The organism is Halobacterium sp. BOL4-2 (assembly GCF_016917835.2).
In the GTDB taxonomy this organism is placed as follows: domain Archaea; phylum Halobacteriota; class Halobacteria; order Halobacteriales; family Halobacteriaceae; genus Halobacterium; species Halobacterium salinarum.
The window spans coordinates 674,233-688,616 of sequence record NZ_CP070332.2 but is presented as its reverse complement, the minus strand read 5'-3'; the positions used below and the strand labels follow the sequence as shown (position 1 = coordinate 688,616).

The 14,384-nt window shown below is 69.8% G+C and carries 11 protein-coding genes; 9 read left to right on the top strand and 2 right to left on the bottom strand.

What is annotated here, in order from left to right:
* Positions 1-50: 50 nt before the first annotated feature.
* Complete coding sequence (locus tag JRZ79_RS16765) at positions 51-1,067, bottom strand: LLM class flavin-dependent oxidoreductase (RefSeq protein WP_205252604.1); 1,017 nt, start codon at positions 1,065-1,067, stop codon at positions 51-53.
* Positions 1,068-1,183: 116 nt separating this feature from the next.
* On the opposite strand from JRZ79_RS16765, the gene JRZ79_RS16760 reads away from it, so the two are divergent.
* The 7 genes from JRZ79_RS16760 (at position 1,184) to JRZ79_RS16730 (ending at position 10,707) form a co-directional block, all read left to right on the top strand.
* Positions 1,184-2,719: a protein kinase gene (locus tag JRZ79_RS16760; protein WP_231546352.1), complete on the top strand. Its 1,536-nt coding sequence runs from the start codon at positions 1,184-1,186 to the stop codon at positions 2,717-2,719.
* Positions 2,716-3,435 (top strand): hypothetical protein, encoded by a 720-nt coding sequence (locus JRZ79_RS16755; protein ID WP_205252602.1) that lies wholly within the window; start codon positions 2,716-2,718, stop codon positions 3,433-3,435. The genes JRZ79_RS16760 and JRZ79_RS16755 overlap by 4 nt, the downstream gene beginning before the upstream one ends.
* A 67-nt stretch (positions 3,436-3,502) precedes the next feature.
* Positions 3,503-4,651, top strand: coding sequence for an alpha-1 4-glucan-protein synthase (locus JRZ79_RS16750; protein ID WP_205252601.1), 1,149 nt, complete (start codon positions 3,503-3,505; stop codon positions 4,649-4,651).
* Positions 4,652-4,747: 96 nt separating this feature from the next.
* Positions 4,748-5,899, top strand: coding sequence for an iron ABC transporter substrate-binding protein (locus tag JRZ79_RS16745; RefSeq protein WP_205252600.1), 1,152 nt, complete (start codon positions 4,748-4,750; stop codon positions 5,897-5,899).
* Between the two features lie 2 nt (positions 5,900-5,901).
* Positions 5,902-7,515 carry an iron ABC transporter permease gene (locus JRZ79_RS16740; RefSeq protein ID WP_010902650.1) on the top strand — a complete coding sequence of 538 codons (1,614 nt, stop codon included), beginning with the start codon at positions 5,902-5,904 and terminating at the stop codon, positions 7,513-7,515.
* Positions 7,508-8,641: an ABC transporter ATP-binding protein gene (locus JRZ79_RS16735; protein ID WP_205252599.1), complete on the top strand. Its 1,134-nt coding sequence runs from the start codon at positions 7,508-7,510 to the stop codon at positions 8,639-8,641. Before JRZ79_RS16740 ends, JRZ79_RS16735 begins: the two co-directional genes overlap by 8 nt.
* Entirely contained in the window at positions 8,641-10,707 is a 2,067-nt protein-coding gene (locus JRZ79_RS16730; protein WP_205252598.1) for a glycosyltransferase family 39 protein, read from the top strand. Before JRZ79_RS16735 ends, JRZ79_RS16730 begins: the two co-directional genes overlap by 1 nt.
* Here the strand turns inward: JRZ79_RS16730 and JRZ79_RS16725 are convergent.
* On the bottom strand, positions 10,676-11,365 hold the full coding sequence (locus JRZ79_RS16725; protein ID WP_205252597.1) for a dolichyl-phosphate hexose transferase: 690 nt from the start codon (positions 11,363-11,365) through the stop codon (positions 10,676-10,678). The genes JRZ79_RS16730 and JRZ79_RS16725 overlap by 32 nt on opposite strands.
* A gap of 115 nt (positions 11,366-11,480) precedes the next feature.
* Here JRZ79_RS16725 and JRZ79_RS16720 point away from each other — a divergent pair, with 115 nt between their 5' ends.
* Positions 11,481-12,095 carry a response regulator gene (locus JRZ79_RS16720; protein ID WP_012289247.1) on the top strand — a complete coding sequence of 205 codons (615 nt, stop codon included), beginning with the start codon at positions 11,481-11,483 and terminating at the stop codon, positions 12,093-12,095.
* A complete protein-coding gene (locus JRZ79_RS16715) occupies positions 12,085-14,382 on the top strand; it encodes an ATP-binding protein (RefSeq protein WP_205252596.1) in 2,298 nt (765 codons plus the stop codon). The genes JRZ79_RS16720 and JRZ79_RS16715 overlap by 11 nt, the downstream gene beginning before the upstream one ends.
* The last annotated feature ends 2 nt before the right edge of the window (positions 14,383-14,384 follow it).

Below are 14,384 nucleotides of genomic sequence, written 5' to 3'. Positions count from 1 at the left end.
TTACTTTTGCACCGACGCCCGCCGCCGTCGGTCCGGCCGAACCCGGGTGGTCAGAGTCCGACGGCGTCGGCAAGCAGCTCGTGGGAGCGCAGCGCCGCGTCGTGGTCCGGGACGATCTGCTGGACCATGACCTCCTCGACGCCGACGCGGTCCGCCAGCTGTTCGAACAGCCCAGCCAGCGTCTCCGGGCTGCCCGAAATCGCGCGCGGCCAGTCCCCTTCGGGAAGCGTCTCGGGGGTGGGATCGGGCACGCCCCCGAGTTCGTCGATGGCTTCCTCGACTCCCGGGGTGGTGCCGACCGTGCCGCGTTTCATGCGCTGGTAGGACGCCTCGGCGGACGCCCGCCGTCGCGCCGCGGCCGCGTCGGTGTCCGCACAGACGGCGTTCACCGCGACCATGCCGGTTGGTTCGTCGACGCCACCGGGCAGCGTGGACGCGGTGAACGACTCCCGGTAGACGTCGAACGCGCGGGTCGCGAACTGTGGGCGGATGAACGCCGCGAAACAGTACCGCAGCCCGAGCTCGCCGGCGATGGCAGCGCTGGACGGACTGGATCCCAGGAGCCACGGCTGTGGCGGCTCGTCGTCGCCACCGGGGACCGCGATCCCGCTGTACGCGTGGTCCTCGGGGAAGTCGTCATGGAGGTGGCCGAGGACCGCTTTGACCGCGTCCGTGTGGTCGCCGTCCGGATCCGAGGAGTGGCGCTCGGTTTCGAGCGCGCGGTCGACCGCGGGCGAGCCGTTGGCCCGTCCCAGGCCGGCGTCGACGCGGCCGGGTGCGAGCCCGTCGAGCGCGCCGAACTGTTCGGCCACCTTCAGCGGGCTGTAGTGGTTCACCAGCACCGCCCCCGATCCCAGGCGGATTCGGTCGGTTTCGGCGGCCAGATGCCCCAGCAGGACTTCCGGGGTGGTGCCGGCAAGCGTCTCCATGCCGTGGTGTTCGGCGACCCAGAAGCGTTTGTAGCCGAGGTCGTCGGCCTGTTGGGCCGCCGCGACGGTGTTGGCGTAGGCGTCGGCGGCAGTGCCGCCGTCCGGGACCGGAGACAAGTCGACAACGGAGAGGTCCATGCCAGTGCTCGGGCGCTCCGCGAGAAAACGATTCGCCTACCAGCAGGGATCGGCGACACCGGCTGAAAGCCAAACGTTGACGTGCGATGCACACGAGGGTACGGTCGACAGAGCCGATGTCGCCACAGCGCCACGACGTCGATCCGGGTGCGGTCGCACACCACCGGGGGGCAGTCGACACCGACGACGTTGCCGAGCTCGCCGAGCGATTGCACAGCGCGGACGCCGACGAGCGCTCGGGGGCCGCCTGGCGGCTGGTTGAGGCGGCCGGAACGGAGCCGACGGCGGTTCGCGCCCATCTCGAAGCGATCGTGGCGCGCGCCGACGACGAGGACGTGTGGGTTCGACGCGGGGTGACCTGGGTGATCGCGGAGCTCGCCGAGCGCCAGCCCGACGCCCTCTCGATGAAGTTCTCGGAGCTCGTGGCGCTCACGGACGCCGACGACGAGCTGGTGCGCCAGAACGGCGCGGTGGCGGTCGCCGGCGTGACCAAGCGCTACCCCGAGCGCGCGACCGCGGGGTTGTCGACGCTCGCGTCGCTGACCCACGATGCCGACCCGTTGTTGGCGCGGTACGCCGAGGACGCCGTCGCGGAGGTGGCGGCGGAGATCGCGGCGCGCGCCGAGGACGCCGGCTATCCGATGCTCGTTCGCACCACCGCGGAGTACGCGGCGTTGCTGCCCGACGACCTCACGGTGGTGACCACCGACGACAGCGAGGACGGGCCGCCGGATCCGGTATCGGTGTCGTTCGGGGCGGATGCTCCGGTGGCCGTTGATGCCGCTGACCGCGGTGACGAGAGTGCGCCCCCCGGTCACCCGCCTGCAGAGGTCCCGGATGCCCCCTCGGTGGGGGTCTCACAGGCGGATCTCACGCCCGGCCTGGAGCTGCGGGAGACCGTGTTGACGACCGACTTCCGGGCGACCATCACCGACGACACCCTGGAGCACGGGCTGGTGACGCTGCGCCGGCTCAACGCAGCCACGGCGAACGGGACCGACAGCCGGGTGGTGGAGGCGTTCCAGCGCGCGCTCAAGCGGTGGGCCGCCGTCGACGAATACCCCCACATCGAGCGCGTGCTGGGGACCGGCGACACGTGGGTTGCCACGCGATACGACGGCGCGGAGACGCTGGCCCGCCGGGGGCCGCCGGCGACGCTGAGCGAGGCACAGTGGGTGGTCGACCGGGTGACGCGGGCGGTGAGCTACGCGCACGCTCGGGGCGTCGTTCACGGCGGCCTGCATCCGGGTGCGGTGCGGTTCGTGGAGACGTCGGTCGGCGCGTGGGACGCCCCCGTGGTGGCCGACTGGGGGTTCGCGCACGCAGCGAGCGGCCACCACAGCCCCCCGATCCCTGCGGGGTTCGCGGCCCCCGAACACCACGACCCGGCGTCGTACGGGCGCTTCGACCAGTCCACGGACGTCTTCGGACTAGGGGCGCTGGCGTACTTCCTGGTGACCGGTGTCTCGCCGCGCGGCGGCGACGGGGTGGTGCCGGCCGCCCAGCAGAACCCGGCGCTGCCCGAACGCGTCGACAGCCTCTTCGAGCGGTCGCTGGCGACCAGCAAGCAGGCGCGCTTCGAGACGGTGCTCGATTTCCAGGCGGCCTTCGACGAGTGCGTGGCCGACCTCCCCGGGGCGTGGCCGGCATGACGGCCGCCGCGCCCGGTCGCGTCCTGGACGCGGTGGCGTTCACCGGGAACGGGTTGGTTGTGGTCGCGGGCGTGGCGTTCACCTACTACGCGGCCCGGAACTACGCCCTTGATCGCCTCGAAGCGCACCGCGATTTCTGGGGGTATCTGACCTACGTCGGGATCGCACTGGCCCTGTTCGGCGGCTGCGGGGTGGCCGAGGTGGTCGGGGTCGGCGGCCGGATCGTGGTGGCGTGCCGCGATCTGGCGTTGCTGTTCGGGATCGTGTTCGTGTCGTTTTCGCTGCGGGAGGTGTATTACGCGAGCGCGCTGGCTCCGGGACCCGGGGAGCGGGCGGTGTCGCTGCCGACGCTGCGGGCCATCGAGTTCGGGTTCGTGGTTGTGATCGCGGTGGAGTGGGTGGCCGTGGTGTTCGTCGGCGGTGGCGCGACAACGGGCATCCTGCGTGGGTGCGTGGCCATCGCGTTCGCCGCCTACGGGGTGGTGTTCAGCGAGCGACTGGAGGGGCTGGCGCACGGCACGGCGGTGGACACGTTGCGCCGGCATCTGGTGTTCGTGTTGGTGGCGGCAACGGGGGTTGCGGTGGTCGACGTGTTGGCGTTGGGGCTGCCGGGAGCGGCCGCCGACAGCGCCCGGTACGTCTTCGTGGTGTTGCTCGCCGGGTTCGTGGTGCCGCCGACGATCCGCCTCCAGCAGTCTGTCGCCGGTGTGACGTAATCCCCCGGGAGGAGCGCCGAGACACCGACACACACTTTAGGCCAGCCTAAATAGTGGCTGCCAATAGATGACCCAGGACATCTGTGTGATCGTGCCAACGATCCGGGAGTACGAGTGCATGCGGTCGTACTTCGAGAACGCCCGCCAGCACGGCTTCGACCTCGATCGGCTGTTCGTCGTGCTCGTCACCGAGGATTTCTGTGACACCGACAGCATGCGCGACCTACTCGCCGCGGAGGATGTCGCGGGTGCCGTCTTCGATGGGGCCGCGCGCGAGCAGTGGTACGACGACCACGACATCGGCGAGTACGACCACCTCGTACCCGCCGCCAGCCACGCACAAACGTCGTTCGGACTGCTGTACATGTGGGCCCACGACTTCGAGTACGGCGTGTTCATCGACGACGACACGCTGCCACACGACGAGTGGGACTTCTTCGGCCGCCACCTGGAGAACCTCCACCACGAGGGGCCCGTCGAGTCGGTGTCCTCGGACGAGCGCTGGGTGAACGTCCTCTACCAGTCCGACTCGGCGCTCTACCCACGGGGGTATCCGTACGCCGCGATGGACGAAACGACGACCACCGGACAGGCCGAGACCGACCACGTCGTCGCCTCACAGGGGCTGTGGACGAACGTGCCCGACCTCGACGCCGTGCGGATCCTGATGGACGGCGATCTCCGCGGGCAGGCACAAACCCGTACCGAAACGGCGGATTTCGACCGCGACTTCGTCGCCGCCGAGGGCGACTACCTCACGGTGTGCTCGATGAACCTGGCGTTCCGCCGGGAGGTCATTCCGGCGTTCTACCAGTTCCCGATGGACGACAACGCCTGGGACGTCGGGCGCTTCGACGACATCTGGAGCGGGGTGGTGTTGAAACGCGCCGCCGACGTCGTCGGGGGCGACATCTACAACGGTGCGCCGCTGTGCGAGCACAACAAGGCACCGCGTTCGACGTTCGACGACCTCGCCAACGAGGTCGCGGGGCTCGAACTGAACGAGCACTTCTGGGAGGAGGTCGCGGCCGCTGATCCGGCCGCGGAGACGTACGCCGGCGTGGCCGAGGCGGTGGGCCGCCGCCTCGCCGACGGGGAGTACGACAGCTACAACAACGGGGCGTTCCTCAACGAGTGTGGGGAGTATCTGCTGGACTGGGTGGCCTGCCTGGACGCGCTGGCGGACCGCGAGATCGCGGCGGCCGCCGGCGACTGACAGCCCACCACCTCGGGTCGTGTGGATGGCCCACAATCACAGCCTCCGGGACTGAATCGGTAGGTATAAGCGGTTTAGGCGAGCCTAATTTTGAGTATGTCCGAGGAATCCGGATTCCGCCGTCGAACGTTCCTTGCAGCAACTGGTGCGGCGACGCTCAGCGGTCTTGCAGGCTGCAGCGGCATGCTCGGCTCCAACAGCAGCACCGACGACCGACCGGGGATCGGTGACTTCCGTGGCTCGGGCGCGATCGTCCAGGACCGCCCCGCTCCCGGGGGCGAATCCATCGAGGACCTCCCCGATCTCGAAGGCGAACTCTCGATCTATCTGGGCGGCGGCGAGGGCGGGCGCTACGTCGCGCTCATCGACCTCATCAACCAGTACTACGACGACTTCAGCGCCACCCAGCAGACCCAGTCCTCCTCACAGCTCGCAAACAACATCGTCACCGAGTACGAGAACGACACCATGCAGGCCGACGTCTTCTGGTCTATTGACGCCGGCTCGCTGGCGTACGTCGCGTCGAACGGCGCGACACGAACGCTCTCCAGCGGAACCCGGGACCCCGTCCTCTCAGAGCAGTTCACCACCGAACACTGGGTTGGTCTCGCCGGGCGCTCCCGGGCGGTCCCGTACAACACCAACCAGTTCAGCGAATCCGACATCCCCGACAGCGTCGACGCCTTCACGACCGCCGACCGGTTCCAGGGCACGCTCGGCTGGGCACCCACCTACGGCGCGTTCCAAGGGTTCGTCACCGCCATGCGGCAGCTCCGCGGCGACGAAGCAACCCGCGAGTGGCTCACCAGCATGCGCGACCAGACCCCAACCCGGTACAGAAGCGAGTACCAGGCCGTCTCGGAAGGCATTACCAACGGTGAAGTGGGTGCCGGGCTTACGAACCACTACTACCCGATGCTCGTGTTCGCCGACCGCCCGGACGCCCCCCTGGACCTCGCGTTCACGCAAAACGACGCCAGCTCGCTGGTCAACACGGCCGGCGCGAGCGTGCTCAAGGGCGCCGACGACCCCGAGCTCGCGGAGCTGTACATCCGCCACCTGCTGTCCGCCGAAGCCCAGGAGTTCCTGGCGACCCGCGGGTTCGCGTTCCCCATGATCGACGGCGTCGACCCGGTCGGCCCGCTGCCGTCCATCGCGGAGCTCTCGCCGCCGGAGATCGACCTGCAGTCGCTGTCGGACGTCCAGCCCACGGTCAAACTGCTCAAAGACGTCGGCATCCTCTCGTAACGATGGCTGCACGCGAGCGACTCGCCCGCATCCGGAGCGCTGTCGTCAGCGGCGACGACGACGAACCGGGGCTGTCGCTCGCAGTGCTTGCGGGAGCCGTCGCAGCGTTCGTGTCCCTGCCCCTGGCTGGCCTGCTCGTGCGCGCGTCGAACTACGGGCTGGGACACTTCCTCGACGTCTTCGCCGACACCAGCAGCCTGGACGTGCTGGTGAACAGCCTCTCGCTGGTTGGCTTGGTGACGGTGGGCTGTGTGCTCGTGGGCGTTCCGCTTGCCGTGTTGACCGTGCAGACCGATCTGCCCGGCCGCCGCGCGTGGACGATCATCGCCGCGCTCCCGCTGGTCGTGCCCAGCTACATCGGCGCGTTCACGTTCGTCTCGGCGTTCGGCCCCCGGGGCGATCTCGCGGGCGCGCTCGGCGTGATCGGCATCGAGCGCATCCCCTCGATCTACGGGCTCCACGGCGCCGCACTCGTGCTCATCCTGTTCACGTATCCCTACGTGTTCCTCACAACGCGGGCGGCGCTGCTGTCCTTCGACGGCACACTGGTCGAGGCCGCGCGCACGTTGAACCACTCGCGGTGGCAGGCGTTCCGCCGCATCACGGTGCCACAGATACTGCCCGGTGTGGCGGCCGGTGGGCTGCTGGCGGCGCTGTACGCGCTCTCGGATTTCGGCACGCCGTCGATCATGCGCTACGAGGTGTACACCCAGCAGATCTTCGTCGCCCAGGGCAGCCTGGGGGTGCCCGAGGGGTATCCGGCGCTGCTGTCGATCCAGTTGCTGGCCGTGGTTGCGGTCGTGCTCGCGCTCGAATCCCGCATCGGCGACGGCGACACCGCCTACGTCTCTCGGGGTGCCAGCCAGCCCGGCCGGGTGTCCCTCGGCGTGTGGAAGTGGCCGGCGTTGGCGTTCTGCACCGCCATCGCGGTGCTGTCGCTGGGCGTCCCGCTGGGGGTGCTTGCGTGGTGGTTCCAGCGGGCCGGGGACGCCATCTTCGAGTTCGATCCGATGATCGCGTGGAACTCGCTGAAGGTGGCGGTGGCTGCCGCGGGGGTGGCGACGGTGCTCGCGTTGCCCGTCGCCGGATACGCCGCGCGGTCGTCCTCGCGGCTGTCGATGGTCTCCGACCGACTCACGTACGTTGGGTACGCCATCCCCGGGGTCGTGATCGCGCTGTCGCTGGTGTTCCTGTCCACGGAGTTCGTGCAGTCGCTGGTCAAGACGGTGCCGCTGCTCGTGTTCGCGTACGTGGTGCGGTTCCTCCCACAGGCCGTCGGATCCGTTCGGTCCTCGGTCCTCCAGGTGGACCCGAAGCTCACCGAGGCCGCGCGCACGCTGGGCCGGTCGTCGACGGACGCGTTCCGGTCGGTGACGCTGCCGCTGATCGCGCCCGGCGTTGCGGCGGGCGCGGCGCTCGTGTTCCTCACCACGATGAAGGAGCTGCCGGCGACACTGATGCTCCGTCCGATAGGTTTTGAAACCCTGGTGTCGTACATCTGGCTGGTTCGGGGAGCCGGGTCGTACGGCGCTGCTGCGGTGCCCGCGCTGGTGCTCGTGGGCGTCTCAGCGCTGTCGATGGTTGTGATCCTCGCACAGGAACGATACAATGGCTGAATCAGCTTCCAGACGCCACGCCGACGATACGTCCAGATCGACCGCCGAGTTCTCGGACGCCGACACGGTCCTCGAACTCGACGGTGTGACAAAGGAGTACGGCGCCGAAACCGCTGTGCGTGATCTCTCGCTGTCCGTTCGGGAGGGGGAGCTCCTCACGCTGCTGGGGCCGTCGGGCTGCGGGAAGACCACGACGCTGCGGATGCTCGCGGGCCTGGAGCGGCCCACCGGCGGCACCATCGAACTCGACGCCCAGCGGGTCGCCGGACCGGACACGTTCGTCGCCGCCGAGGACCGCGAGATCGGCATCGTGTTCCAGGATTTCGCGCTGTTCCCGCATCTCTCCGTGGCGGAGAACGTGGCGTTCGGGCTGACCGACCGCGACGAGGACGCGACCGCTGCCCGCGTCGATGAGATGCTCGCGCTCGTGGACATGCCCGAGATGGGGGATCGCTCCGTCGACCAGCTCTCGGGCGGCCAACAGCAACGCGTGGCCGTCGCGCGCAGCCTCGCGCCCGAGCCGGACATCCTCCTGCTCGACGAGCCGTTCTCGAACCTCGACGTTCGGCTGCGCGTGGAGATGCGCGAGGAGGTGCGGCGCATCCTCAAGGAGGCCGGCGTCACCGCCGTATCGGTCACCCACGACCAGGAGGAGGCGCTGTCGATCTCCGACCGCGTCGCCGTCCTCAACGACGGCTGCATCGAGCAAGTCGGTGATCCCGAGGCCGTGTTCGAGCACCCCGAGTCCCGGTTCGTCGCGTCCTTCCTGGGGCAGGCGGCGTTCCTCTCGGCGCGCGTCGGCGGCGACACCGTCGACACCGCCGTGGGGTCGTACGACCGCGCGCTCCTGGCGGGGCTGACCGACGGCTACCAGGGCGCGATGGTTGACGTGCTCGTGCGCCCCGACGACCTGCGCGCCGCGCCCGTGGCCGACGCCACCGGTGCCGGCAACGGCACGATCGTGAAACGGCAGTACACCGGGCCGTCGTTCATCTACCACGTGGAACTGGACAACGGCGACGTGGTGCGGTGTCTGCACAACCACGCGGACAACATGGCGATCGGCGAGCCGGTGGCCGTCTCCCTGGTCAGCGACCACGCCCTGGCCTGGTACCCTACGGAGTGATGGTGCGGCTCCGTCGCGCGGTGCGGTCGCGCCCGCTCGTGGTGGCCGCGCTCGCGGCGGCCGCGGCGGTGGTGGCGTTCGCCACCGCCACGCTCGTGTTTCCGTACCGGTCGTTGAACCACGACGAGGCCGTCTACCTCCAGCAGGCCGCACTGCTGCTTGACGGACGACTGTTCCTGCAGCCGCCGGTCGCCGACGCGTTCCGGCCGTGGTTTTTCGTCTCCTCGCCGCGGGGATTGTATTCGAAGTACGCGCCCGTGACCGCGGCGATCTACGCCGCCGGCCGGCTGGCCGGTGACTACCAGTACGCGCTGTCGGCGGTGGCGGCGGGCAACGTCGCGCTCCTCTACGGGGTGGTGCGGGACGCCTGGGACCACCGCACGGCGGCCGTCGCCGCGGTGTCGCTGCTGGCGTCGCCGCTGTTCGTCGTGCAGTCGGGGGTGTTCCTTCCGTACGCGCCGACGACGCTGTTGAACCTCGCGTTCGCGTTCGCGTACTTCCGCGCCGAACGCACCGACAGCACCGTGTGGGCGGGCGTCGCCGGCGTCGCTGTCGGGCTGGCGTTCTTCGCGCGGCCGTACACGGCGGTGCTGTTCGCAGCGCCGTTCATCGCACACGCGGGCTGGACGCTGTGGGCGGCCGCGCCGGCGTGGCCCGACTGCGTGGCGCGCCGCGCCGCCACCGCAGGGCTGGGGGCGGCCGGCGTCGCCGTGGCGCTGGGCTACAACGCCGTCGTGACCGGCGATCCGCTGGTGTTCCCCTACGAGGCGTTCGCCCCCCTGGACGGGCTGGGGTTCGGCCACCGCGAGATCCTCGGCTACGACCAGTTGTACACGCTCTCGCTTGCGCTGCGGTCGAACGCCGAGGTGGTCGGGTCGTTCCTCCGCAACTGGGCGCCGTTCGGCGCGCTCGGCAGCGTGCTCGCGGTGGTCGGCGGTGCCGTCGTGGCGCGCCGCGAGGCGTGGACGTGGCGGCGCGCCGTGCTCGGCGGCGTCGCGGTGAGCGTGTGTGGCGGCAACCTCGCGTTCTGGGGGAACCGCAACATCCTCGGCAGCCTCCCCGATCACACGGACGGGCTGATCCACGCCCTGGGGCCGTACTACCATTTCGACGTGCTAGTGCCGGTGAGCGCGTTCGCCGCCGTGGGCGTGCTGGCGGTCGTGGATCGCGCGCGCCGCGTCGCAGCGGTCCGTGTCGGCCGGCAGTCGGGTGTTGCCGTGGTGCTCGTTGTCGGCCTGGTGTTGGGCGCGAGCGCCGTGGCTGCGACGGCCCCACCGGTCGCGGAGAACACCGACGTGACCGCCAACTACGCGGCCGCCTACCAGCCCTTCGAGCCGTCGCCGCCGGAGAACGCCGTGGTGTTCGTGCCGGACCCCTACGGGGACTGGCTGAACCATCCGTTCCAACCGCTCCGCAACACGCCCGGGTTCGACGGACCGACCGTGTACGCCGCCGGGGACCGGGCCCCAGCGGTTGCGGCCGCCTACCCGGACCGCGACCTCTACCGGTACACGTATCGGGGGGCGTGGTCGCCCCAGGGTGATACCCCCGTCGAGCCGGTGCTGCGGGAGGTGTCGCTAGTCACGGGTGAGGCGGTCACGGCGACGGCGTCGTTCGGCGTGCCGTCCTGGACGGCGGGCGCGACTGTGACCGTGACCGCGGGCGGCGAGCGCGCCCACTACGCGCTGACGGGCGTGGACAACCGCAGTCGGGCGACAGTCGACATGCATGTGACCGACGGGCGCGTCACGCTCAGCGGGCCGGTGGCGGGGGCAGACGCTGATTCGGTGCCGGTCAACGGGTCCACGGTGTCCATGTCGGTGCTCGTCGATGGCGGGTACGGTGCCGGGTTCAGATACCGAGTCGAGTTGCCGGTGTCGACGGCCGGCCAGCAGTACCGGGCGGTGACGCCGTCGCGGTCGCTGTGCACTGACCTCCAGGTGTGTGGGGGGCCGTCGTCGACGTACGTCCCCGGCAGCGGCCCCGAGGGGGCGTGGATCAACGTGTCGGTGGCAACCGGCCGCCGGACGGCGGCTACGGGAGGCGTTCCTCGGCGCAGACTTTGAGGATCGAGCCGAGGATCTCCGCGCCGCCCTCCAGGGGGTCGAGTTTCGTGTCGCCGAGGCGGTCGGCGTACCCGATGGGTTCCTCGATGACGTCGTAGTCCCGGCACAGCGGCCGGATCAACAGCTCCGCCGAGAGGCCGGTGTTCTGCGTCCAGTCGATGGCGTCGATGACCGGCGCGCGGTAGGCCCGCATTCCGGTGGTGGTGTCGTGGACGCGCTCGCCGACGAGCAGCGACGTGATGGCGGCGAACGCGGCGTTCCCGAGGCGGTTGAACGCGGGCATCGTGTCGGCACCCCAGTAGAGGCGGTCGCCGCTGACCACGTCGTAGCCCTCGTTGATGCGCGCGAGGAACGCCGGGATGCGCTCCATGGGGTAGGTGTTGTCGCAGTCCGTGGTGATCACGACCGGCGTGTCCGCGGCGTCGAGGGCGGCGGCGACGGCGACGCCGTACCCCTGGGGCTCCTGTTCGATGACGGTGGCGCCGTGTTCGCGGGCGATCTCCGGAGTGCTGTCGCTGGAGCCGTCGACGCAGACGACGCGTGCGCGGTCGTCGGTGGCGTCGGCGATGTCAGTGAGCACGGTGTCGATGGCGGCGGCTTCGTTGTACGTCCCCATTGCGACGGTCACGTCGTCGAGGGTGTACGACCGGTCGTGCATTGGCCCTGCGTAGCCCGCACAGCCATTTTAGGCTTGCCAAAAACAGGCTGTGGTGAAAAACCATAAATACGTTCACTCCCATCACCGCATGAGACACCGGAACGAGTTTCCAACAATGAGTGATGCCGACACGGATGCTACGACGGACGAGCACGACACCACTGTGCTCGTTGTCGACGACGAACGCGGGCTCGCAGATTTATACACAATCTGGCTTGAAGACGACTACGACGTCAAAACGGCGTACAGCGGAACTGAGGCGATCGACGCCATCGACCCCACCATCGATGTGGCACTGCTCGACCGCCAGATGCCGGACGTGTCCGGCGACGACGTGCTCGACGAACTCCGCGAGCGCGGGATCGAATGCCGGGTCGCAATGGTCACCGCAGTCGAACCGGAGTTAGACATCATCGGCCTCGGGTTCGACGACTACCTCCAGAAGCCAGTCGACAGGGACACGCTGCTTGAGACGGTTGGACGGTTGCAGCGCCGGTCGACGTACGACGACACCGTCGCCGAGTTCTTCGCGGCAGCGCGCAAGCAAGCACTCCTCTCGGAGTCGGACGACCCGACGATCACCGACTCCGCGGAGTTCTCCGCCCTGGAATCGGACCTCGCGAGCCTCCGGGACGACCTCGACGACGTCGTCGCGGACTTCGACGACGCGGACTACGAGGTGCTGTTCCGGCAGCTATCGGGTCCCGACGGCGACACTGATGACGGGTAGCCGACGGGACGCCGCCACCGTCCTGGAGTCCGCGGCCGCAATCACCACCGCGACCAGCGTGGACCGCGTTTTCGACGCGCTCATCGAGGCGGTCGACGATGCGGTCGCGGCTCCCGCCTGCGTCGCCACCGCGGCCGCCGACGGGCTATCGGTCCACGAGTGGACCGGCGACGCCAATCCCGGGACGCTGGCCACCCAGCCAGCGGCCCGCGCCCTGGACTCCGGGACCGTCGTCCGCACCACCGCTCGCGACGCGGTCACGGTGCCGGTCGACGACCACGCAGTCGTGCAGGTGTTCCAGCCCCCCGCAGCCGGCGGCGACGACACCGTGGCAGTGCTCACGCAGCTCGCCGCCCACGCCACGAGCGCGATCCAGCGCCTCGACGCCCAGCGCCGCGCCGAGGCCAGCGAGCAGCGCTTCCACGCCCTCTTCGAGGCAGCCGACGACGCCCTCGTCCTGTACGGCATCGAAGACGGTACTCCGACCGCGATCACGCACGCCAACGAGTCGGCGAACGCGCTGTTCGAGTTGCCGGCACCCGGGCTGTGTGGGCACCGCCTCCCAACGCTCGTGGACGCGGCGGCCGACGCGTTCGCGCCGGGCAACAGCAGCCGCAGGATCACCACGACGGTGACCACGACGGACACGGTGGTCACGGTCATCGTCCATCCGCTGTCGGCGGCCGACGGCGTCGACGCGTTCGCGGAGCTGCGGGACGTCACCGAGCACGTGGAGCGCGAGCGCGCGCTGACGAGCCTCCACGACGCCACCCGCCGGATGTTCGACACCGAAGACCGGGAAGCGATCGCGTCGATCGTGATCGACGCCGCAACGGCGCTCATCGACCTGCCCCACGTGGGCCTGTTCTTCGCGGACGCGGACGCGCTCGTGCCCGCCGCTGCGGCCGACGCCGTCACCGGCACCGATCTCCCGGCGTTGGAAGCCGGCGACAGCATCGCCTGGGAGGTCTACACCGACGGCACCCCACGGTGGGTGACCGAGGTGCCCTCCCACCCGAACGTCGCCAACGCTCGGACGAAGATCCAAGAGGAGTACCTGCTCCCGCTCGGTGACCACGGCGTCCTCATCGTCGGTGCCGAACGCTCGGGCGTTCTGTCGCGCCTGGACCGCGACCTCGCCGGCATCCTGGCGGCGAACGCCACCGCCGCCCTCGATCACGCGCGCCACGCGCGCCACCTCCGGGACCGGGAAACCGACCTCCGCAGGGAGCGCAACCGGCTGCACGCCCTGTTCGAGAACGTCCCCAGCCCCACGGCGAGCTTCGTCATCGAGGACGGCGCGCCCATCGTGCAGTCGGTCAACAACGCCTTCGAGACGGTGTTCGGGTGGACGGAAGCGGATCTCGCGGGCGAGAACATCGACGAGTACATCGTCCCCGCGGACACCCGCAGGGACGCCGCGGCGTACAACCGGAAGATGAAAGCCGGGGAGACGGTCAACGTCGAGGTCCAGCGCCGGACCACCGATGGCGTCCGCGACTTCCTGCTTGACGTCGCGCCGTTCCGACTGGCCGACCCCAGCGTGCACGGCTTCGCCGTCTACACCGACATCACGGACCGCAAGGAACGCGAGCGCGAGCTCGAACGCCAGAACGAGCGCTTGGAGGAGTTCGCGAGCATCGTCAGCCACGACCTCCGCAGCCCACTGAACGTGGCCCGCGGCCGGGTCGAGTTGGCCGAAGAGACGGGTGCCAGCGAGCACTTCGACCGCGCCACGCAGGCCCTCGACCGCATGGGCACGCTCATCGAGGACGTGTTGGCGCTGGCGCGCCACGGCAACAGCCTCGACGACACCACCGCGGTGGCGCTTGCCGAGGCCGCCACGGACGCCTGGCAGACCGTGGCCACGACTGCCGCCACCATCGAGGTCGCGGACCCACCGACGATCCAAGCCGACCCGACCCGGCTCCGGTCCCTGCTCGAGAACCTCTTCCGGAACGCCGTCGAGCACGGACGCCCCGATGCGGGCGAGCCGCCGGTCGACGGCGCCCCGATCACCGTGACCGTCGGCGCGCTCCCGGACGCCGACGGCCCCGGGTTCTACGTTGCTGACGACGGCGTCGGCGTGCCGCCGGACCGACGCGACGTGGTCTTCGAATCCGGGACGACGTTCAGCGACACGGGAACCGGGTTCGGGTTGGCCATCGTCGAGAACGTCGTGGACGCACACGGGTGGCGGGTCACGCTCACCGACAGCGCCGACGGCGGGGCGCGCTTCGAGTTCCGCACCGACGGCACGCCGCCGGGCGTGCCCTCCCGGACGTAGAA